This is a genomic window from Paraburkholderia sp. SOS3 (genome assembly GCF_001922345.1).
Classification (GTDB): Bacteria; Pseudomonadota; Gammaproteobacteria; order Burkholderiales; family Burkholderiaceae; genus Paraburkholderia.
Window position 1 is genome coordinate 374,052 of sequence record NZ_CP018812.1, and the last position, 22,123, is coordinate 396,174.

Below are 22,123 nucleotides of genomic sequence, written 5' to 3' on the forward strand. Positions count from 1 at the left end.
CGCGTCATCACGTGGCGGTTCGCCGCGCAACATAGTGAGCGAAGTCATAGTTCGGCCGCTCGAGATGGCTCAGGTTGCCGGGCTTTGCAAGCGGCGCGTGCACACCGCGAAACACGGCCTCCACGCCGCGTCGGTCTTCCGCATTGACTTCGTCGAGCAGCGTTTTAAGGGTGGCCATATAGTCGGCCGCTTTGGGATCGTTGATGAATTCGGGCGAGAGCCCGCCGCCGAAGCGGATATGCACCTGGCCGACGCCGCGCGGCTGCAGCAGCAAATACCAGAAGTAGCCCGGCGTAAGCGTGACGAGGTGCGTCGGGTAGATCGCAAGCAGCGCGGTCGTGCGCCGCCAATGCCCTTGCAGGCGCGTATTGTCCGGATGCGCATTGCCGATCGGCAGCGACGCTTCCTTCGTGATCCAGTGATAGTTGAACGCGGGCCGCCCAGGCGGACATTCCATCTCTTCGAGCCGCGAATGCGGACCCACCGTCGCGCGATGCAGCATCGGCAGGTGATAGCTCTCCATGAAATTTTCCGCGAGGATTTTCCAGTTGGTATCCCACACATGCTCCTCGTGGAAGGTCTCGACGTAGTCCGTCATACCGTATGGCTCGATCAGCCGCGTGAGCTCTTCGAGCTGCGTCGCCACGGCTGGTGCGTCGGCATTGAGCGTGACGTATATCCAGCCCTGCCACGTTTCGCAGCGAATCGACGCAAGCCGGTAGCTTTCCTTGCAGAATCCCGGCTGCCGCTCCATCAACGGCGCGCCGGCCAGTGCGCCATCGAGCGCGTAGTTCCATGCGTGATACGGGCAGACGATCCGTCTGACGTTGCCGCGTCCTTCGAGCAACACCGACATGCGATGCAGACACACGTTCGACATCGCGCGCAGCCCGCCCGCCTCGTCACGTATCACGACGATCGGCTGTGCGTCGATCTGCGCGGTCAGATAGTCGCCGGGCTTGCCAAGCGCACTTTCGCGGCCGACGCATAGCCATTCCTTGCTAAAGATTTCGCGCTGCTCGAGTGCGAGAAATGCATCGGATGTGTAGACGCGCGGCGGCATCGAGCGTGCGTCCTCGAACGGCCGCTCGCAGTTCGCCAGCAATTCGCGGGCGATCTCACATCCGTTGTCCGGCGAGCTTGCGAGGGCAGCCATAGCATCTCCAGCTAGCATTCATTGCGATGCACACCAATCTATCAAGTCAAATTACCAGCCGAAATATTGTTTTTGGATGTAAAAGCCAGTTTTTTCCTATGCAGCACGCTTTGCGGGGCCAGGCACGCCGTCTAACCGTCGCGGTGCAGGTCGCGAATCTGCGTCTCGCAGAAGCCTGCAAAGCGCTTGACGACCTGACGCGGCTTCAGTTCCCGCGATTGCGCGATACCAAGCGTCGTCGCCAATACGTCCTCCTTGAACTGCTTGATCACGAAGTCCGCGCCGTCCACGGTTTTGAATGATTTGAGCGGGTAGTTCAGGATGCTGTAGCCAAGGCCATTGGCCACCATGCCGCGCACCACTTCCGGCTGCGACGAGCGGAACGCCGGCACGGGCCGTGCGCCGACCATGTCGAACAGGGCTGCGAAGTATTCGCGGCTGTGCGGCAGATCAAGCATCACGTAAGGTTCATCGAGCAGATCCAGTAGCGAAACCGCGCGCCCTCGCGCGCGTGCCAGCCGATGCAGCTTCGGCAGAATCACGTAAGGCGGCAGCGAGACGAGCGGCGTAAAGGCGATTTCTTCGGTGAGGTCGAGACTGTATGTCAGCGCAAGGTCTAGCGTACCGTCGCGCAAACCGCGCAACAGGTCGTCCTGATGTGCTTCCTGGGTGCGGAACGTCACCCCCGAATGACTGGCAATAAAGCGGCTGATCAGCGCCGGCATGACCGGCGGCGCAAGCGACACCATGCAGCCAAGCGAGATCGAACCCGACATGCCGCCGTCCATCTCGCGCGCGGCCGACTGCAATTCTTCAGCGTTCTTCAGCAGATTGCGCGCTTGCCCCAGCATGTCGCGGCCCGCCTGCGTCAGCGACAGACCGCTTGCGTGATGGCGGATGAACAGTTGCACGCCGAACGACGCTTCGAGATCGGCCAGCGCCGTCGAGATCGAGGGCTGCGAAATATGCAGCTTTCTCGCCGCCGCCGTGAACGACAGCACTTCCGCCGTCACCACGAAGTAGCGCAACTGCCGCAACGAATAATGCAATTGACCCACTTCCATCGTCTTTCCCCGATGCGTTATCTGTCGCGATTGTGCGTCGACAGAAATCTTTTTGCATAGGGAAAACCGATGTATTGCATTTTTGAAATGTGTTTTTCGGATGCGCACCGCGAGCGTAGATTGCACAAGCGCCTTACGGATGGAGCGAGCAATGACCGCTGAAAACACATCAATCGATACGCTCATTGTGGGCGCCGGTCAGGCCGGCGTCGCGATGAGCGAACATTTAAGCAGACAAGGGGTGCCGCACCTCGTGCTGGAACGCGGCCGCATTGCCGAACGTTGGCGCTCGGGACGTTGGGATTCGCTCGTCGCGAACGGCCCGGCGTGGCATGACCGGTTTCCGGGACTCGAATTCGAAGAACTCGATCCCGACGCTTTCCCGTCGAAGGAGCGCGTCGCCGATTACTTCGTCGCCTACGCGAAAAAGTTCAATGCGCCGATCCGCACCGGTGTCGAGGTCAGACAGGTCGTGCGCGCGCCGCGCCGGCCCGGGTTCGTCGTCGATACGTCGGATGGCGTGATCGAAGCGAACCGTGTGGTGGTGGCGACGGGTGCATTCCAGCGTCCGCTGATTCCTCCGATCGTTGCCAAAGAAGCGCTGCTCACGCAAATCCACTCGGCCGATTACCGCAATCCGGGCCAACTGCCCGACGGCGCCGTGCTCGTCGTGGGTGCTGGGTCGTCAGGCGTACAGATTGCCGATGAATTGCAGCGCTCGGGCAGGAAGGTCTATCTGTCCGTCGGGCCTCACGATCGGCCGCCACGCGCGTATCGCAACCGCGATTACTGCTGGTGGCTCGGCGTGCTCGGCGAATGGGACAAAGAAGTGGCGACGCCGGGCAGGGAGCACGTTACGATTGCAGTGAGCGGCGCGCGCGGCGGCCAGACAGTCGACTTCCGCGCGCTTGCGAATCAGGGCATCGCGCTGGTCGGTTTGACGAAGTCATTCGATGCCGGCGTGATGCGCTTCGAAGCCGATCTCGCACTGAACCTCGCGCGCGGCGACGAGAATTATCTGGCGCTGCTCGATGCCGCGGATGCGTATATCGCGAGCAATGGGCTCGATCTTCCCGAAGAACCGGGCGCGCGCAACGTGCTGCCGAACCCGGAATGCGTGACCCGCCCTATTCTCGAACTCGATCTGCACGAGGCCGGCGTCACCTCGATTATCTGGGCAACCGGCTATACGGCGGATTACAGCTGGCTCAAAGTCAACGCGTTTTCGCCGAACGGCAAGCCGCAGCATCAGCGCGGCGTGTCGAGCGAACCGGGTATCTATTTTCTAGGGCTGCCGTGGCTGTCGCGTCGCGGCTCCAGCTTTATCTGGGGCGTCTGGCACGACGCGAGACATATTGCGGACCACATCGCGATCCAGCGCAAGTATTTGTCGTATCGCGATGCAACGCAGCGTCATTCCGAGCCGTGCGCAAAAGCGGAAGGCGACGATGACGCACACCCCGGCTCAAAACATCTCGTCGGCGCGGCCAGCTAGCAGAGCGGCTGATTGCGCGGCTAAACGCACGCACTTTCCCTCAAGAACCAGGTGCACAATGAACCAACCTACTCACACGCGCATCCGCATGTTCAACACGCGGGACACGTATCCGAACCAGACGCTGAATAACGACCTCTGTCAGGCCGTGCGAGCCGGCAATACCGTCTATGTACGCGGACAGGTCGGCACCGATTTCGACGGCAACCTCGTCGGCCTCGGCGATCCACGCGCTCAAGCCGAACAGGCGATGAAAAACATCAAGCAACTGCTCGAAGAAGCCGGCAGCGACCTTTCGCATATCGTCAAGACTACGACCTATCTGATCGACCCGCGTTACCGCGAGCCTGTCTATCAGGAAGTCGGCAAATGGCTCAAGGGCGTCTTCCCTATTTCGACGGGCCTTGTGGTGAGCGCGTTGGGTCAGCCGCAATGGCTGGTGGAGATCGACGTGATCGCGGTGGTCCCCGACAACTGGAAGCCGAATCAGCCTTAAGGAGCAGACATGACATTCTCGATCGTGGGGCGCTGCGCAGAAACGGGTCAACTCGGGATTGCGATCAGTTCGTCGAGTATCGCGGTCGGTGCACGCTGCCCGTGGCTACGCTCGCGCATCGGGGCAGTTGCGACGCAGAATGTCACGTTGCCGTCCCTTGGGCCGCAGATACTCGATTTCCTCGAAGACGGCGAGCAAACGCCTTTATCCGCGCTGGAGCTGGCGCTCGAGTCGGACGCATGGAGCGCGTATCGACAGGTACTCGCGATCGACAACCAGGGACAGACGGCGTTTTTCACGGGCAAGGAAGCGCTCGGCCTGCATCACGCCGTCGCGGGCGAGCAATGCGTGGCGGGCGGCAATATGCTCGCCCGCCTCGAAGTAATCGACGAGATGGTGCAGGCATTCCAGAACGCGCACGGCATGCTTGCCGACCGTTTGCTTGCCGCGATGCACGCCGCGATTGCGGCCGGCGGCGAAGCGGGCCCGGTTCATTCAGCGGCGCTCAAAGTGGCTGGCGACGTGATCTGGCCGATCGTCGACTTGCGCGTGGACTGGGCCGACGAAGGCCCGATCGCAAAGCTGGACGCACTTTGGCAAGCTTACCGACCGCAAATGCAGGACTATCTGACCCGCGCGCTCAACCCCACTGCAGCGCCCAGTTACGGAGTGCCCGGCGATGAGTGAGCGCTCGACACAAACACTGCTCGACACGCTGATCGGCTTTGCCACCGTGAGCCGCGATTCGAACCTCGAACTGATTGTTTTTATACGCGACTATCTGCGGGCCCTCGGGGTACATAGCGAACTCTTCTACAACGACGAGCGCACGAAGGCCAACCTGTTCGCCACCCTCGGTCCCGACGATCGTGGCGGCATCGTGCTCTCGGGTCATACCGATGTCGTGCCTATCGATGGGCAGCCATGGACCGTCGATCCGTTTCGCCTTACCGCGAGCGAGGATCGACTATATGGTCGTGGCACAGCCGACATGAAAGGCTTTATCGCTTCGGTTCTCGCAGCCGTACCCGCGTTTCTCGAGCGGCCGCTCAAGCTGCCCATCCATCTCGCGTTCTCATATGACGAGGAAGTCGGATGTCTCGGTGTTCGATCGATGCTTGCCGATCTGCAGCAGCGTCCGTACCGGCCGCGCCTGTGCGTGATCGGCGAACCGACCGGATTGAAACCGGTACTCGGCCACAAGGGCAAGCTCGCGATGCGCTGCCATGTGAAGGGCGCGGCATGCCATTCCGCCTACGCGCCGTATGGCGTCAACGCTATCCAGTACGCGGCACGGCTCGTCAACCGGCTCGAGGAAATCGGCGAAACGCTTGCGCAGCCTGAACATCAGGATGCACGCTTCGACCCGCCGTTCTCGACAGTACAGACCGGCGTGATCAAAGGCGGTCGTGCACTGAATATCGTGCCATCCGAATGCGAGTTCGATTTCGAGGTCCGCGCGCTGCCGGGCTTCGATGCGCAGACAGTGCCGGACAAACTCCAGGCCTACGCGGAAACCGAACTGCTGCCGAAAATGCGCGCGGTTCAGCGCGAAACCGATATCCGGCTGCAAGCGTTGAGCGCCTACCCGGCTTTGGCTACCGAGGCCGACAGCGACGCAGCCCGGCTTCTCGCGCTGCTAAGCGAGACGTCCGAATTCGGCACCGTTGCGTTCGGCACCGAAGGCGGCCTGTTCGAGCAGGCCGGTATTCCCACCGTGGTGTGCGGACCGGGGAGCATGGATCAAGGCCATAAACCCGACGAGTTCATTACGTTCGAACAGTTGGCGCGTTGCGATGCCATGATGGTTCGCCTTGCCGATCATCTTTGCACTGCCGACTGAAACCTCTGCAAAACCAGACGAGCATCGTTCTTGCTTGATCTGCTCATCGCAATCGCTCGCCATGACCGTCGTTAAGCGTCAGGCGCGCAGGGCCGCTCCGTCGCGAGCGGCAGGGAGCCGCGATGACAAAGATCGGCATGTCCGCACGCGTTGCAATTTTCGCCGTGCTTTTTGCAGTGCTTGCCGCATGCGGCGGCGGCGGCAGCAATAGCGCAAGCGGAAGCAATGCCGCCGGCGGTCCGGCGGGCGGCGTCCAGTTGCAGGTCGTTTCGTTTGGCGACAGCCTGTCCGACGTCGGCACGTTCGCCCCGCTAGCGAGCCCGGTAGGCGGCGGCCGCTTCACCACGAACCCCGGTCAGGTGTGGGCGCAAAACGTCGCACAGTATTACGGCGACACATTGAACGCGGCGTTCACGATCAGCGCCAGCCACCAGTTGAGTCCTCATGGCGGCTTTGGCTATGCCGAGGGCGGCGCAACCGTTGCAACGCCGGCCAACCTCAACAACTTCCTGATTGATGTGATCGGCGATGTGGAGATGCCGGTCAATCAACAGGTGTCGAGCTATCTGTCCGCGCATGGCAGCTTCAATGGCGGGCAGCTAGTGCTCGTTTGGGCCGGCGCAAACGACGTGCTTCGTGCGGGTGCGCTGCCCGCAGCGGCGCCCATCGTGCAAACGGCCGCGACGACGCTCGCGCAAATCGTCGCGCAGATCGTGCAGAACGGCGCCACGCATGTGGTCGTAGTCAATTTGCCGAATATCGGCCTGTCGCCGAAAGGACTCGCCGCTGCCGACGGCGGCGCGACGCTCACGCAACTGTCGCAGTTGTTCAACGATACGTTGAACGCCGCATTGCAGGCCAATGGACTGCAAGGCAAAGTGATCGAAGTCGACTCCTTTGGCTGGGTGAATCAGCTCGTTGCCAACTTCCAGGCCAATGGCTTCGCGGTATCGAACACCGGCCAGGCGTGCGACCCTTCGAGAACACCCAACAACACGGCACTGCTTTGCTCGCCGGCAACCTATACGACGCCCAACGCGGACCAGACGTATATGTTTGCCGATGACCTCCATCCGACCACACGCATGCACGCCCTTTTTGCACAATTCGTGGAGCAGCAGATTGCAAAGAGCGGCCTTGGACGATAGAGCGCGGAGTCGTAGCGCGCATCAGAGCAGCGGACAAAGGCATCGCTGCACGGTTCCCCAGGAACGCACCTGCGCATTCTCCCCAACCACGCGTGCGCAACCGGTGCTCGGCATCGCGAGTATCACGCGCTAAACGAAGATGGCGCGACTGAAACGTGGTCCCGACTTTACGGCTGGTGAATGAATTCTCGCTGTGGCTCAAAGATCGTAGCCAAGCTGCGCGCGTCCGATCTCCGTCAGGTCATCCAGCGTCGCGCGACCGGCGAAATCCACTTCGAAATGATCGCCCGGAAAATCGGGCGGACTCCTGCCCTCGATAAAGCTGGGCAGTTGCCGTTTCAGATAAGCGTCGTTCTTTGCACAGCCCGGCGCCGACGCGATGTACATCACATTGCTATAGCCGTTGCCGCGATGCGCGTCTTCAACCGCGTGAATCACGTCGCTATGCCAGAACACCGTGTCGCCTGCCTGCATGAGGGGAATCGACGAAAGCGCATCGAACAGCGGCGCGTGATATTCGGACTTGATCGATAGCGCCCGCCCCGGCATCGCACCGCACAGGTCGTCTTCAGCCACATCGTCCTGAAGCGCGCGCAATAAGACGTACACCATCGCGTTCGCCATCGGCACGAGTTGCAGCGTGCCGTCGCCGGGGCCTTGCGGCGTCAACGCGGTCCACCCCTGGAAGGTGCGGAACATCGAGCAGACCGCCGGGGACGGGATTTCCTCGACGTCAGTTCGCCATGCCGCGTCGAACGGGTCGTAATCGCGCCAGTTGCCCGAGAAAACATGGCGATACACCTTGCGGAAATTCGGCTCGATCCAACGCTCGACCGATCCGCCATCGCAATGGGCCGACAGTCCCAGCGATCCGGAGCCCGGAGGCCTGCGACGCAACCGGTCCGCATAAACAGGCACGCGGTCCGGGTCGAAATGCACGCGGCCTTCGCTTTGCACACGCCAGAGCCGGTTCAGAAACACGCGGGCCTGCGTCAGCGCCGTCGATTGCCTTGCGAGCACTTGCGGCTTGGACCAGTACACGCCGTAAATTTGCGGCTTGCTCGAGGCAAGCTGACCGAAGTACTTGTCTTCCGCGCGATTCATCAGCTTTGCGTCGAGGTGGTTACGCTCGACGTATTCAGCAATATCGCGATCCCACTGCTCGACGAGCGAACGATCGAACACCGCGCGTATCACACATGCTCCACGCGACTTGATAAGCGCGATCTGCTCCGTGCCGACACGATTCGCGACTATGTCTTCGAACCGGATCTCGGGAATAACGGGCTCGCCACGGTCGCGGAGCCTCGCGATAAGTTGGGCTTCCTCGTTAATTGCCGCTTCGACGTCGGCAAATACCGCGCGATAGTCAGGCAGTGCTTCGCGCAGTTGCCGCTTTGCGGTCCTGATTGCTGCCGGCAGGTCGTCGATTTGCAATGCCATTGCCCTGTCTCCGTTCAGTGATCGTGCAGGCAATCGTACGTCGGCGCCGAACTCGCGAGTGATACTATCGAGTCAATGTTTTTGCAGATTCGGCCATGAAAGCGACATACGAACGCGTCGAGTTCGGCGACAGCCGTTCAGTGAGGATTTACCACCGGCGGCTGCCGGGAATCCCGTTCGAATGGCACCATCATCCAGAGTACGAATTGACCCTGACGATGAATAGTCAGGGCAAGCGGTATATCGGCGATTCAGTGGCGGTCTATGGCGCGGACGACCTCGTCCTCGTTCCGCCGAATCTGCCGCATACGTGGGCATCGAACCGCTCGATCGATGCGTCGGCTCCGCAAGTTGCAATCGTCGTATGGTTCGACGGCGCCTGGGTGCGCCGCTTCGCGGACGTCTGCCCCGAGTACGGCGGCTTGCGCAATCTTCTGCGTCGCGCCGCGTGTGGGCTTTCGTTCGAAGACGGAGCCAGCGCGCACATGCGCGAGCATCTGGACCAATTGCTCTGCAGCGACCCTCGCGAGCGGCTCAAAGCCGTACTCGATGTGCTGCACTGGTTATCGCAGTTGCCGGCCGCACCGCTCGCGTCGCCGAGTGCGTTCGATGCAAACACGGGTGCGCCATCCGGCCACGAGCCCGAGCAGCTCAATCGCGTGCTGGCATTGATCGACACGCAATTCGCGCATCCGCTGCCGCTTGCGACGCTCGCCAGGGCGTCAGGACTTTCGGAGCGTTCGCTGACACGGCACTTCATGCAACACGTAGGGGAAAGCGTCGGCCGCTATATCACGCGCATTCGAATCGGCCACGCTTGCCGGATGCTAACCGACACGCACATGCCGATATCGGTGATTGCCGCGCGCTCAGGATTTTCAAACGTGGCGAACTTCAACCGGCAATTCAAGGCTGCCAGGCATTTCACGCCCATCGCCTACCGGCGGCAGTTTGCCGGCGCGCGCCGCGCGGAGGACGAGATGGAACCCGCTTTGACCGAACGCTCGCCGTCGCTTGAGCGAAAGGCCGCGCGCTGAGCGATGTGCCTCAGTTGACCGCCCCCGCAAGCCACTTCGCGATATTGATCGAGTAGCGGTGGATGTCGCGCATCGCCTGCTGTTCGGTTTGCATGCCATTTCCCGGCGGTTCGCTCACAAAGCTCGGGGCGCCGTGCTGCGTGTCCCAGTTATAGTCGGCGAAATGGTGAAACGTACTTTCGGCGACGGCGGGCCCGCCATGCGTCGACGGTTCGAACACGACTGCCAGATTGAAGTTGTTCCCGGTGGCTTTGCTTTTACCACGCGCGACCACACGCGCGGGTTCATCGCGCGGCGCATCGACAGCGCCTTCGTGCGGATGCGCGGGCAGGAAGCGGATTGCGCCGGTGGGCGACTCCGGGTCGGCCAGGATCGGATGCGTTGGCCCGACGACCGCGATCTCCTGGTAGTCGCCATTTGCACCCGAGTGAAAATTCGGCCACAGGATATACGACGTGAACGGATCGTCGATCACGCGCTTCGATTCGTCGGGCTCCGGGTTGTGCGTATGAAAGTGATGCGCCTTGCCGACACCGCCCAACGTGCATATCGAACAGCCGAGGTCCATATGATCGCGCGTGACGAGCAGGCCACGGCCTGCCTGCCGGAATCGCGTGATGCCCGCGCAATCTTCGGGCGTCAGTCCATTGCCGACGTCGACCGCAAAGAGCCACAACTGGTCGAATTCCGTTTCGTCGAGGCGGGACAGAATCGAATCGGGCGCGCCCGGCGGATCCCGGTCGCGTGCGACGACATTGAACAGAGCGCGTCCCTCCGCGTCCCGGTACGACCGTAATAATTCTGTCAGGCGGCTAAACCGCGCGATCGACCAGTCGTCGCTAGTGGGCGGAATGGTCGTTTGAAGCAGGATCTGGATGGTATTCACGATGGCTTTCTGGTCGGATCGATGGGTACACAGCGGGGAGCATCAGCGGATCACACAGCGAGAGGCCCCGCCTCGCGAAGTCTCCAACGTTAGCGAAAGCTACGTAATTGTCAAATGAGGTCCGCTTTTAAGCGTCGCTTAAGGCTGGGACGAGAAAGTTAAGCGGCTCGCGAGTTCGTTCTTTGATTTCGATCTCTTGCAACAAGGAGTATGCAAATGCACTTTCGCACCGCCATTGCCGCCGGCGCGCTCGTGTTGGCGCCGGCTCTCGCGTTGGCCGCCGAGCCGATGCTGGTGAAAATCGACGGACAAGTCGTTCCGATCGAGGGGCACACGCATGTCATACAAACCGCTGCCGGACCTGCGCATGTCAGCACATGGAGCTGGCACAGCCCGAACGGCAGCGGGATGATCGAGGTGCAGAGCAGCACGGGCGGCGCGCCGCCGGCGTGGGCTTTGCAACAGATGCGCGACATGCAATCCCAGATGTTGCTCATGCAGCAGCAAATGCAGCAGATCCAGCACGCGTCGCTGAACCAGATGCTGGTCGTGCCGCAGCCGCTTACGGTTCTTTTCGTACCGTCCGTCCCGATGTTCGAGGCTGTGCCCGCCAGCACGCCGGACACGGTGCACCCGGCCACGCCGCTGCATCGGATCTCGCCGTCTCCGATACCGCAGACGCCGGGCGTGAAAGCCTGACGAAGGCCTGGCACCGGTCACTTATCGGTATAGGGTCCAGGCGGCGCCGTGTGCCTGGACCTTTGACTCCGATGAAGTTCTCCGGGAGTGACGCCGTACAGCTTCTTGAATGCATTGCTGAAGTGGGCCGCGCTGACAAATCCGCACTGCCATGCCACTTCGCTGATGCGCAGCGCCTCGCCTCCGGTCGCAAGGATTCTCTTTGCCCTTGCCAGACGCTGATGCAGCAGATAACGCGTCATCGAAGTGCCGTCGCGCTCAAAGAGCTTGGTCAGATAGCCCCTCGACACACCCATTGCGTTCGCCACCGCTTCCACCGTCATGCTCTCGTCGCCGACGTGGCGCTTGATGTAACGTTTGACCTCTCTTAGCATCGCGTCGGAACTGCGCGTGCGTCCGGGCGCACTCAAATCGTCGGCAACAATTTCCATCAGGTCGATCAGGTGCTCGGCGGTCAGCTTCTTCCCATGGGCAGTGCAGTGCTGTCCGTAAGCGGCCGTCGATGCGATAAACGACCGCAGCACTGCAACATCCGGCGACGTCACATCCGGCATGAACATCTTGCGGCTGTGCAGCGCGGCACCGCGCTTCTCAAGCGCCGTTCGCGGCAAACGCAGCGCTAGTCCGCGAGCATTGCCATGCGATGTCTGCGTATATTCGATGCTAGCGTCGAACAACAACAGCGCCCCTTCCGCCACGCTCAATCGGACCCCGTCCTGCTCCATGTCGATCGCGCCGCTTTCCACAAGCAGCATGACGAGCGCATGACTTCTCCAGTTGTTTTCTCCGCGCCCCGGAATCCACGTCCATTGCTGTCCCGACAAATCCGCGATTTCAAATCGAAGGTCCTCCATGAACCACGATGCGACCCGCAGATCACGCTGAATTTCCGAAGCAAATTTGCACTCCATGCTCCAGTTCGTTCTCACCAGGTCGCGCCACTCATCTTCGGTTCTGGCGATCTGGCCATCAAGCGATTGTGCGGCGAAGCGCATCATCCCAATATCATCCGTAGCCCGCAATCGGACGCAATTCCCAGAAAAGTTTTAGCGCGTGTCAGTCATAGCATACCTAACTACCTTACACGTCGAAGCCGATCGTTAAGACGTATCCTTACCGCAAAGAGGTACGCAGAATAGTCTATTTGCGTTTCCTCATGGTTGACTGACGGATGAATCGCTTGTCTGAAAATTCGCGAGTTTTACGTTGCATTAACTGATGCGCTGGCCCGGAATAAACGGTTACCTCATATGTTCATGACTGAGCGGAATCAACAGCTTCGAGCGGACGCACGGACGCTGCTCGAAGCCACAACAAACTTCATACTGAAACAGGTTGAAACTGATTCATGTCAAGAGAACCTCAGCAATGGGATGTCGACTTCACCAACGCGGAGTCGTGGGCTACGGTCATGGCGGATAGCTACGACGTTCGTTCTACGCTTACGCGTTCTTCCTTGGCCGGTTGCTCGATCAAGGCTCGACAGATGGGCGAGGTTCAGGTGACGAGTGTCCGCCTGGCCGGGCAAAACATCTCTCCGCTCGAGAATCGGTTCAAGGAAGTGGGAGGGGAGGACGATTACCTATACTTCAAGATCGTCCAAAGCGGAGCGTTCGATCTGATAAGCGGTAAAGACCAGCAATCGTTCGGTCCGGGCAGTGCGCTCTTTGTTAATCCCGATAGCAACTTCACCGAGATCTACCGGGAGCCCACCGAACTTCTGCTACTTCGCCTGCCCAAAAAAGCGCTACGCGAACGTGGCGGTCACGATGCAGTCCAGCAATATCTGGCACCCGATATCCAGTGCCCTGACGTTCGGGCAGTCAACGAATTCGTGCAATACGTCGAAAGACAGGCAGGTGCGGTCAGCCCCTATCTGTCGGATCAGCTAAGCCGTCACTGCCTCGATATGATCGACACGCTTCTCACGCGTCCGGGAAGTGGGGCTAACCGGCCGCGCATCGCAACCGCGTTCCATGCGAAGCAAACAATCATCCGCCTGCTTGGCGAGCAACGACTTAGCGTCGAGCGCATCGCTGCGGAAACGGGCGTATCGGTCAACCAGCTGAACCGCCTGATGAAGGCCGATGGTCTGTCGCCGATGCGCTTCGTGTGGCAAATGCGTCTCGAGCGCGCATCGCGCCTGCTCTCCTCGCCCGAGCAAGGCAAAGTGTCGATCAAGGAGGTGGCGTATCGCTGCGGCTTCTCAAGCGAAGCGCATTTTAGCCGCGCGTTCAGGAGCCGCTATGGCATGACTGCGCAGCAGTTCTTGCGTCGATCGAGCCGTGTCTCCGATTGATCGCGGGTGACGACTCGTATGACGGCGCTGTCAACCGGCGCCGCTTTTACTTGCTGTTTTGCGCCAGCGCACCACTGCTGTTGGCACCGACGAACAACGAGGTCAAGAAGTTCGAATTCGATTGCGCCTGTGCCAGGATCGTATTGAGAGCGGTGAACTGGTCGTTGAATTGCGAGGTCAGCTGCGCGGCAAAGTCGTCGAGATCGTTCTGCTGCTTCGCGAGATTCGCGATGTCGGCAGTCAGGTCGTTCGTGCGATTCGCGATAATGCCTTGTCCCGAGGTGTACGAAGTCAGCACCGAGTCGAGCTGCTGCGCAATGCCGTTGGTTTTGTTGAAAAGCGCGCCTATCAGCGCCGGATTGTTGGTGACGGCGTCGTCGAGCGTGGGGCCGTTCGGGTCCGCATCGATCTGCAACTCGGCAAACGGCTGGCCGCCCGTATCTTTCTGAAACGTAATGCCGAGCGACGCAAGTGTGCCTTGCAAACCGCCGTTCGACACAAGGCCGCCCACGATGCCGCCAAGCGACGCGCCGATCTGGTTGATCATTTCGTCGCCGAGCAGTATGCCGCCGCTGCCGGGCACGTTCGCCGTGCCTGGCGCGGCGAGCGAATTCAGCTGGTCGATCACCGTGTTATAGGCGGTCACGAACGCTGAGAGATCGTTTTCGACCGCCCCGTCGTCCGGCGCGACAGTCAGCGTCTGCGGGCCCAGCCCTTTCGCCGTCAGCGTGAGCGTAATGCCGGGAATCGCGTCGGAAATCGTATTCGTCGAGTTGGTGACGGGCACGTTGTTCACCGTGAGCTGCGCGTCTTGCGCGGCCTGCGACTGCGTCCAGAAGCTGTTGTTCGACGCGATCGCGGACGAGCCCACCGGCGCATTCGGGTCCACGCTGGTGGACGAAGTCACCGCGAACTTCGCGAGCGCGCTGTCGCTCGCCGCACCCGTCACGCCGATGCTGATCGTATTGGCCGCGCCCGTCGAAGTGGACTGCAAACTCAGCGCCGGCCCGTTCTGGCCTGTGATGATGGTCGCCCTGATACCGGGGTTGCCGGCAGCCGAATTGATTGCGTTCACAACATCATCAAGGCTGTCGTTCGACGAATCGACGTTGATCTGAAACGACTTCGCGCCGGCCCCGCTGCCAAGCGAAATGGTCAACGTGCCCGAGCCCAGCGCGTTTGCATCGGATTGGGAAAAGCTGCCGGAAGTGATGGTCTGGGCCTGAGCGATCTGCTTCGTGTCGATCTGATACGTGGCCGCCGATGCGCCCGACCCCGCCTTTGCCGTAATGCCGTCGCCGCTCAGCGTCGCGCTGAACGACGATAGCGCGCTGCCGTTCAGAAATGGCGCGAGCGCCGTCTCGAGCCCGAGCATCGTACCGGATAGCAGCCCGAGCCCGCCGATCTCGGTATTGTCGTTCGATGACTGCGTAGACAACGAGGCTGCAGGGCCCGCTATTCGTGCTTTGACCAGCGTCGTTACAAGCGAATTGACGTCGAGCGGAGTGCCGGTCGAGCTGGAAATCAACGACTGGGCGGCCTGCTGAACGGCTTTTGCCGCGGCCTGAGCGGCGGCAGCTGCCGTGGCGCCAACGGGTGAAGTCGACATTCGGATACTCCATGCGGCCTGTGCGGCCGGTTTATAAGGCTATCGGGACATGACGCGGATCCGAAACGATGTCCGCGCGTTCTCGCTCGTGGATGAGCCTGCCTGCATACTCGTGCGGCCCACCCACGAGTCAGTCGCAATGTTTAGTGCGGGAGTAGACTGAGCACTTGCTGGGGTATCGAATTCGCTTGCGCGAGCACCGAGATACCGGCTTGCTGCAGCACTTGCGCCTTGCTCAGGTTTGCCGTCTCCTGCGCGAAATCGGCGTCGGTGATCTGCGATTGCGCGCTTGCGAGGTCGGTCGACTCGTTTTCCTGAGATTGCGAGATTGCGGTAAAGCGGTTCTGCACAGCGCCGAGCGATGCCTGGATATTCGCGATAGTGGCGAGCGCGTTATCGATAGACAGCAACGCGTTGTTCGCGCCCTGCGTCGTGCTGATGTCGATGTTCGCGACCGAGCTCGGCACATTGAGTGTGTCGATGCTCGCGAGCGCACTACCCGCCGGCTGTGCACCCGCCGCAGTCGAACCGATCGTGCTGGCCGGCACGCTGGCAAAGGAGAGCGCGCCGCCTGCGGCGACACTGAAAAGGCCCGCCTGTGCGCCCGAGCCCAGTTGATTGCCGTGCTGATCGAGAAACTTCAGACCGCCCTTGCCGTCCGACTCGACCGTGACCGACGTGATCGTGTTCGTGTCGCCCGCGGGGGCATCCGTGCCCGTCGAGGAGTCGATGTTGATGCCCGAGATGACGCCGAAAACCGTGCCGTCCGTTGCGCCGGAACCCGCACTGGCGGCGGATGAGATCGCGGCGAGCTGGTTCGCCGGCGTAAGCGCACTGCTGCTTCCCACCGACAGCGACGAGACGCCGTTGGTTGTCGTCGTGGTGAACAATGATGACGACGCGGCCGTGGAAATTGCATTGCCGTTCTGATCGGTGAAGGTGAAGCCACCGCTGCCGTCCGAGATTACGTTGATCGACGTGATCGCGCCGGGGCCGCTTGCTTCCGTGCCGTCCGCGTTCAGATTCAGGCCCGTTATCGTGCCCAGCGTATTGCCGGCCTGCACGAATCCGCCCCCGAGCGATGCCGCCGAAACGCCCTGGCTCAGGTCAAGCGAAACTGTCTGACCGACGTTTGCGCCCACCTGCACATTGATGACGCCGGCTTGACCGTTGAGCAGGCCGAGGCCGTTAAACTGCGTTTGCGAAGCGATACGGTTCACCTCGCTGATCTGCTCCGCAACCTCCTGTTGCAATGCTGCCTGGTTGGACGGCGTCAACGTTCCGCCGGCTGCTTCACCGGCAAGCTGGCGAATGCGCCCCAGACTTGCAGTGATCTGCGTGAGCCCCGTACCGGCCGTCTGCACGAGCGAGACGCCGTCGTTCGCATTCGATACACCCTGATTCAAACCATTGATCTGCGTTTGCAGCGAAGTGGCGATCGCGAGACCTGCTGCATCGTCGTTCGAGCCATTGATGCGCCTACCTGACGAGAGGCGCGTGATCGCCTGAGACAGCGCGCTACCCGAGGCATTGAGGTTTTCCTGAGCGACGAGCGAGGGAATATTGCTATTGATGCTAAGCATGAGGTTTTTCCCCTAAAGAATCGAGTCTTTGAGACTCGCGACATTAAGATCGGCGGAAGCATATTGATTGCCGGCCGCCTTAGCCCGCGTTGACGGCAATGATCGAAGCGGCTTGAGGGGAAACACCGCATAGGCTTCATTCACGCAAGAGAAAGTCGTCATACGCGCAAGCGGCGATGCGGACGATCGAAGAAGATAGTGTCGCGGTAATGAGTTCGGACATCGGCATGCCAGAGAACACTGCAAGCGCCCAATCAGACGACAAAGCCATCGCTATCACGCTAGCCATGCGCGTGATCGACGGTTCGTTTTCGACGATCGCGATCAGCGCTCGCGACTTGACGGCATTCTTTGCGTTGTTAAGCAAATGTCATCGCGAAGCATCCTGCAAGAATGCAGCGGCCATCATGGCGAAGCGATTGCAAATCGACGATGCGCTACGCGACTCGCTTAACACCTTTGAACTGGCAAGCTGCCTTGCTTCATTAGCACGATGGGAAGAAGACGAGGGAGCCTTCGAAAAAGCAGCACTCGCTCTTGCGAAACGCTTATCGATCGGGCGAGTATCGCCAGGCCATCTGAACGGACAAGCTATTGCCAACTGCTGTGTCGCATTAGCAAAATGGCATGACGCACCGGTGTGCAAAGAGGCGTGCCGCCATCTGGCAGGCCGTATCGCGGCGGACGAAGCGATCGTGCGCCAGCTGAATGGCGTGCGCCTCGCGATCTGCATTCATGCACTGAGCCGATGGAGCGACGATGACGCATGTCGTGCCGCCGGCGTGCGTCTTGCAAGGCGAATATCCGAAGATGGAAACTTGCGGCACAATCTGAACGCACGGTATCTCGCTGTCTGCCTCGATGCATTGGCTCAATGGCCGTCCGATGATGTGTGTCGGCGTGCATCGGTGCAGTTGGCGCGCAGGATCTCAACGGACTTATCGGTGTGCGAGCGACTCACCGCAAAGCATTTCATCAATTGCCTGAAAGCGCTCAGCACCTGGAACGATCAAGCCGCATGCAAAGCAGCCGGGATGCGGCTTGTAAAACGTCTCGCGGACGATGGCGCACTGTTGCAACAACTTGCCGCTGCGCGTTACGCGGGTGATTGCATGAACGCACTGAATAGTTGGCCCAACGAAGAAGCATGCTTTCGGGCCGCAGCCGAGGCCGTGCACCGTCATCGCGACGCCGTCGCTCATGAAGCAACTGTCGATTGAGCACGAAAGGCAAATGACAGCTTATCCACATCGAGAGAAGTCCCGATAGTCTTAAGTGCTTTTCTGCTCCAGTCTCCAATTCCTTACCTGCTTAATAACGGAGACAGGACGTGCAAATAACGAAGCTTGCGAGAACGGCGCTGGCCTGTGCGGCCATTGCCGCCGGCACTGCACCGGCACTATCGGCTGAGCCGCAAGGCGCCTACGGACCTCCGCTCGAAACCGTCAAGACCTTCGATACATTCAAGCTCGTCGGCATCGGCGTCTCCCACGAGGGCCGCATTTTCGCGAGCGCGCCCGCTGCGCAGTCCGGCGACAAGCTCGTCGAGGTCAATGCGCAAACCGGCGCGATCACTCCCTATCCCGATGAAGCCTGGAACACGTCCGGCAAGGACACGGAGCATGAGTGGGTGGTTCCACAGGCGATGTGGGTCGACAAAGCCGATCGTCTATGGGTGCTCGATTCCGGGCGAGCGGTGCTGACCGCCGCGGGTGAGGGCGCAAAGCCCAAGCTTGTCGAGTTCGATTTGAGCACCAACAAGGTGATACGCAGCTACGGCTTCGACGGCACCGTTGCACCGACCGATTCGCTCAACGACGTTCGTATCGATCTCGTGCATGGCTACGCATATCTGACGAACATCGGCAATCGCGGCAGCCTCGTCGTCCTGAACCTCAAGACCGGCCAATCGCGGCAGGTTCTTGCCGGCGATCGATCGACGTATGCCGATCCCAAACAGCACCTGATGATCAACGGGCAACCGGCACTAACGAACGACGGCAAGATCGTTGCGATTCATGCCGACGGTATTGCACTTTCGCCGGACGCGAAATGGCTTTACTACCGCCCGCTAACCGATCACAACTACTGGCGGGTGCCAACGAGGGCGCTGACCGATGCAAAGCTCAGCGCGAGCCAACTGTCGCACAAGGTTCAGTATCTCGGCTCGGCGGAACTGACAGGAGGCTTGATCATGGACCAGCATGGGACGCTGTATGGCGGCGATCTCGAACACAGCACCATCGTCGCGCTCGATCTCGATCCCGCTACGCACAAAGTCAAATCGCAGCTCTTCGTGCGCGCGCCCGGCAAGCTTTCGTGGGCCGACGGGTTTGCGATCAGCCAGGGCTACATGTACATCGCGGATTCCCATCTCTGGGAGGTGACGTTCAAGAACCATTTGCCGCGTTCAGGGCCCTTTACGATCTTTAAGGTAAAGCTTGGCGGATGAGAGTCACGCCCCCGCCGCTGGAACGCGGCGGGGGCGTGCGACGCCGCTTCAAACGCGGCTGTCGGCGTCAAAACCGATGCTTCATTCCAACCGCAATGACCACCTGCTCGTTGCCCGCCGACGGGTCAAGCGTATAGACACTCGCGTCGAATGCCCCATTGCCGTTTCCACCGCCGACTCGCTGATAAACGCCTTCCAGATAGACATCGGTGCGTGGCGAGAACAGATAGTCGGCCTGAGCCATGACCTGATTCCAGTGCGGCGACGCTGAGGTGAAGCCCTTGGAGGCTCCGCTGAATTCACCCGTGGTGTAGGTGTACGACGCGCCGAGGCTCAGGTCCGGCCGCAGGAAATACCGGCCGTTGATTTCAAAGTTGTCGAATTTCATCGACGTCCCCGCAAGTGCGCCGACGCTCGTGCTGCCGTCCTGTAACAGCCCCGTGATGTTGTCCGTCACGGAGTGAGTCCACACGACGCCAACCGACGACTTGCCGAATTTGTATTGCGCACCGGCACCATAGATCTGCTGACGGCCGCCGGTCGTCAACGCGTCACCGTCGCCCGTGCTTGCTGCGCCCGATGCGTTGGCCAGCGCCGGGTCGGCCGTGCGGTTGATTTGCAGATAGGCGGCGCCGAAACTGAACGGGCCGTACGCGTAGCTTGCACCGAAGCTATAGGCGCCGTTGTTGGCGAAGTTATCCGCCTGGTTCGAGAACGCATACATCGCACCGGCCTTAAAGCCGCCATACGTTGCGCTGCTGAACTTGACCGAATTGTTCAGGCGCAGATCGTTGTTCAGGTTGTCGTTGTCGTAGACGTGCGTCGCCAGGTTGCCGCCGAAGCCTGAACCGGTCGCGCTCAACGGTGCGACGAAGTCGACGAGGAAGTCGTATTGCCGGCCGAGCGTCAGCGTACCGTACTGATTCGAATGGAGACCGACCCATGCCTGTCGGCCAAACAGGTCGCCGCCGTTCTTGAAGGTGCCATTATTTACATTGAAACCGTTCTCGAGCCAGAAGACTGCACTGAGCCCTCCGCCAAGGTCCTCCGTGCCCCGCAGGCCCCATCGCGACGTAAAGACGTTCCCGCTTTGCAACGAAAACGCACTGCCGCCTGGCGACGTCGCACTCGAAGGGGTAACGCGCGCGTTATTCTGGTACACCACACCTGTATCGATCAGGCCAAACAGCGTCACGCTGCTTTGCGCATGGGCGGCTCCCGCAGCAAGCAGGGCGGCGCCTGCGGCACAACATCTGATCTTCAGCAACATTACATCTCGTTTCACTGGTATTCCCCGGTTGAGTGATCGGCAGTCGCCTCGGGCGACGTGCGGTATCGTCCGGCATCGCTGCGATGACGAGAGATGGAATGCTTTATTTCAGTGGTAGCGGAAGTTCGTCACGCTCGCTAAACAAATGTTTATCGACGCGGCTCCGGCAGATGCTTGCGCGGCGACATAGCCCGCATATTCGGCAAACGAACCCTCTGAAGACGGCAACGGCCGATTGGATGTCGCGCGCTCGCGACAGCGGAAAATGCATGACCGCGGTCTACCGCGGGCAGATCCGCGCGTCTCGTGTGCAATCGGTAAAGCGGTTGTCACACATGCAATAGGCGTTTCTCGTGCACGCACACGCTTGCGGCTACCTCTACCATTTGCTTGAGCTTGCAACGAGAAAGGAATAGCAGATGAGTTGTTCATCCGAAGATGCATTCGCCGTCAAGCGGTCTGGCCGGTCGAAAGAGTTCGATCCGAAAGTCTGCTTTCTCGCGCTAGGCACGTTCGCCATCGGCACCGACGCGTACGTGATCTCCGGCATTCTTGCTTCCGTAGCGCGCGATCTTCACATCGGCATCAATGCGGCGGGCCAGCTGGTCAGCTGGTACTCATTTACGTATGCCGTCGCAGCTCCGGTACTGGCGGCGTTCATCGGCCATCTGAAGAAGCAGAACGTAGTTGTCGGCGCACTGATCCTGTTTGCGGCAGCCAACGCCGTCTGCGCACTCTCAACGACCTTTGAGCTTCTCGTCGCCGCACGCGTGGTCGCCGCGATTGCGGGCAGTCTTTATACGCCGACGGCCTATACGCTCGCGGCTACGCTCGCTGCGCCCGAAATGAAGAGCAAGGCGCTTGCGGTCGTCGCTTTGGGGTTGACGTCGGCGACCGCGCTCGGTGTTCCGATCGGCACGCTGATCGGACAGCACGCCGGATGGCACGGCACATTCTGGCTTGTCGTCGTCCTGTCGCTGGTGGCCGCAGTAGCAATCCGCGCGGCGCGGGTATCGTCGGGCGACGGGGCGCTTGCCCCTTCCCCGGGACTCATCGCGCGATTCAAACCGCTCACGCATGGTTCGACCTTGCTCGCGTTGTTGCCCGCCGTCGCAATCGGCTCGGCGTACTTTCTCACGTACACCTATCTTGGCGCGATACTCGGTGCCCAAGGCTTTCCTGCGCGCCAGATCGCGGCGGTCTTCGTGGCGTCCGGCATGGGCGGTGTGGCCGGCAGTTTCGCGGGCGGTCAGCTTGGCGTGCGCTTCAAACCTGTCGCCGTGCTCGTGGCGACGTTCGTCGTGCTCGGCATCGATGCGGCATTGCTTGCGTTTTCGATGCTGTCGTTCTGGACTGCCGCATTGTCGTTATCGATTCTGTCGGCCAGCGGCTGGCTATTCCTGCCGGTTCAGCAGTCGCGGCTTCTCAGGATCGTCGAACCGCATCACGCGCAGCTCGTGATGGCATTGAACAATTCGTGTGTCTACCTCGGCTCGGCTGCAGGCACCGTAATCGGCGCCGCCATCATTCGCGCCGGGGTCGGTTTGCAGGATCTGCACTGGGCATCGGCGGCACTGGCCGTTGTCGCGCTGGCCACGCTTGCGCTCAGCTATCTACGCAGCGGGCAGTGAGCGCGCCATGCC

Annotated in this window: 19 protein-coding genes and 1 pseudogene; 12 read left to right on the forward strand and 8 right to left on the reverse strand. The window is 60.7% G+C overall.

Annotated elements, in window-relative coordinates; translation table 11 throughout:
* Window positions 1–7 precede the first annotated feature (7 nt).
* Entirely contained in the window at window positions 8–1,156 is a 1,149-nt protein-coding gene (locus BTO02_RS21720; protein WP_075159316.1) for an SRPBCC family protein, read from the reverse strand.
* Window positions 1,157–1,287: 131 nt separating this feature from the next.
* The gene (locus BTO02_RS21725) at window positions 1,288–2,220 is read right to left on the reverse strand and encodes a LysR family transcriptional regulator (RefSeq protein WP_075159317.1); all 933 of its coding nucleotides are present in this window, start codon (window positions 2,218–2,220) and stop codon (window positions 1,288–1,290) included.
* 151 nt (window positions 2,221–2,371) lie between these two features.
* Between BTO02_RS21725 and BTO02_RS21730 the strand changes: the two genes are divergently transcribed.
* The 6 genes and pseudogenes from BTO02_RS21730 to BTO02_RS34405 all read left to right on the forward strand — a co-directional run.
* Window positions 2,372–3,715, forward strand: a complete 1,344-nt coding sequence (locus BTO02_RS21730) for a flavin-containing monooxygenase (protein ID WP_075159318.1) — start codon at window positions 2,372–2,374, stop codon at window positions 3,713–3,715.
* A gap of 58 nt (window positions 3,716–3,773) precedes the next feature.
* Window positions 3,774–4,211, forward strand: a complete 438-nt coding sequence (locus tag BTO02_RS21735; RefSeq protein WP_075159319.1) for a RidA family protein — start codon at window positions 3,774–3,776, stop codon at window positions 4,209–4,211.
* Window positions 4,212–4,220: 9 nt separating this feature from the next.
* Complete coding sequence (locus BTO02_RS21740) at window positions 4,221–4,898, forward strand: DUF1028 domain-containing protein (protein WP_075159320.1); 678 nt, start codon at window positions 4,221–4,223, stop codon at window positions 4,896–4,898.
* On the forward strand, window positions 4,891–6,054 hold the full coding sequence (argE, locus tag BTO02_RS21745; RefSeq protein WP_075159321.1) for an acetylornithine deacetylase: 1,164 nt from the start codon (window positions 4,891–4,893) through the stop codon (window positions 6,052–6,054). The genes BTO02_RS21740 and argE overlap by 8 nt, the downstream gene beginning before the upstream one ends.
* 122 nt (window positions 6,055–6,176) lie before the next feature.
* Window positions 6,177–7,202 (forward strand): SGNH/GDSL hydrolase family protein, encoded by a 1,026-nt coding sequence (locus BTO02_RS21750; RefSeq protein ID WP_075159322.1) that lies wholly within the window; start codon window positions 6,177–6,179, stop codon window positions 7,200–7,202.
* Window positions 7,202–7,382: pseudogene (locus BTO02_RS34405) on the forward strand (DSD1 family PLP-dependent enzyme); the annotation flags it as partial. The gene BTO02_RS21750 and the pseudogene BTO02_RS34405, both read left to right, overlap by 1 nt.
* Window positions 7,383–7,400: 18 nt before the next feature.
* On the opposite strand, the gene BTO02_RS21755 reads toward BTO02_RS34405, so the two are convergent.
* Window positions 7,401–8,645, reverse strand: a complete 1,245-nt coding sequence (locus BTO02_RS21755) for a DUF1479 domain-containing protein (protein ID WP_075159323.1) — start codon at window positions 8,643–8,645, stop codon at window positions 7,401–7,403.
* Window positions 8,646–8,740: 95 nt separating this feature from the next.
* Between BTO02_RS21755 and BTO02_RS21760 the strand changes: the two genes are divergently transcribed.
* A complete protein-coding gene (locus tag BTO02_RS21760; RefSeq protein ID WP_075159324.1) occupies window positions 8,741–9,682 on the forward strand; it encodes a helix-turn-helix domain-containing protein in 942 nt (313 codons plus the stop codon).
* A 10-nt stretch (window positions 9,683–9,692) separates the two neighbouring features.
* Here BTO02_RS21760 and BTO02_RS21765 read toward each other — a convergent pair whose 3' ends face one another.
* Entirely contained in the window at window positions 9,693–10,568 is an 876-nt protein-coding gene (locus BTO02_RS21765) for a hypothetical protein (protein WP_075159325.1), read from the reverse strand.
* Window positions 10,569–10,784: 216 nt separating this feature from the next.
* Between BTO02_RS21765 and BTO02_RS21770 the strand changes: the two genes are divergently transcribed.
* Entirely contained in the window at window positions 10,785–11,267 is a 483-nt protein-coding gene (locus BTO02_RS21770; protein ID WP_075161258.1) for a hypothetical protein, read from the forward strand.
* Window positions 11,268–11,284: 17 nt separating this feature from the next.
* Here BTO02_RS21770 and BTO02_RS21775 read toward each other — a convergent pair whose 3' ends face one another.
* Window positions 11,285–12,265, reverse strand: a complete 981-nt coding sequence (locus BTO02_RS21775; RefSeq protein WP_075159326.1) for a helix-turn-helix domain-containing protein — start codon at window positions 12,263–12,265, stop codon at window positions 11,285–11,287.
* A 413-nt stretch (window positions 12,266–12,678) separates the two neighbouring features.
* Between BTO02_RS21775 and BTO02_RS21780 the strand changes: the two genes are divergently transcribed.
* Window positions 12,679–13,566 (forward strand): helix-turn-helix domain-containing protein, encoded by an 888-nt coding sequence (locus tag BTO02_RS21780; protein ID WP_269668049.1) that lies wholly within the window; start codon window positions 12,679–12,681, stop codon window positions 13,564–13,566.
* Between the two features lie 46 nt (window positions 13,567–13,612).
* On the opposite strand, the gene fliD is transcribed toward BTO02_RS21780, so the two are convergent.
* Both fliD and BTO02_RS21790 read right to left on the reverse strand, forming a co-directional pair.
* The gene (fliD, locus tag BTO02_RS21785; protein ID WP_075159328.1) at window positions 13,613–15,175 is read right to left on the reverse strand and encodes a flagellar filament capping protein FliD; all 1,563 of its coding nucleotides are present in this window, start codon (window positions 15,173–15,175) and stop codon (window positions 13,613–13,615) included.
* A 143-nt stretch (window positions 15,176–15,318) separates the two neighbouring features.
* Complete coding sequence (locus tag BTO02_RS21790) at window positions 15,319–16,758, reverse strand: flagellin N-terminal helical domain-containing protein (RefSeq protein ID WP_075159329.1); 1,440 nt, start codon at window positions 16,756–16,758, stop codon at window positions 15,319–15,321.
* 176 nt (window positions 16,759–16,934) lie between these two features.
* Here BTO02_RS21790 and BTO02_RS21795 point away from each other — a divergent pair, with 176 nt between their 5' ends.
* Window positions 16,935–17,978, forward strand: a complete 1,044-nt coding sequence (locus tag BTO02_RS21795) for a hypothetical protein (RefSeq protein ID WP_156883939.1) — start codon at window positions 16,935–16,937, stop codon at window positions 17,976–17,978.
* A gap of 110 nt (window positions 17,979–18,088) precedes the next feature.
* Complete coding sequence (locus tag BTO02_RS21800; RefSeq protein WP_075159331.1) at window positions 18,089–19,210, forward strand: L-dopachrome tautomerase-related protein; 1,122 nt, start codon at window positions 18,089–18,091, stop codon at window positions 19,208–19,210.
* Between the two features lie 67 nt (window positions 19,211–19,277).
* On the opposite strand, the gene BTO02_RS21805 is transcribed toward BTO02_RS21800, so the two are convergent.
* Window positions 19,278–20,480 (reverse strand): porin, encoded by a 1,203-nt coding sequence (locus BTO02_RS21805; RefSeq protein WP_075159332.1) that lies wholly within the window; start codon window positions 20,478–20,480, stop codon window positions 19,278–19,280.
* Between the two features lie 419 nt (window positions 20,481–20,899).
* Between BTO02_RS21805 and BTO02_RS21810 the strand changes: the two genes are divergently transcribed.
* Window positions 20,900–22,111, forward strand: a complete 1,212-nt coding sequence (locus tag BTO02_RS21810) for an MFS transporter (RefSeq protein WP_075159333.1) — start codon at window positions 20,900–20,902, stop codon at window positions 22,109–22,111.
* Window positions 22,112–22,123 lie beyond the last annotated feature (12 nt).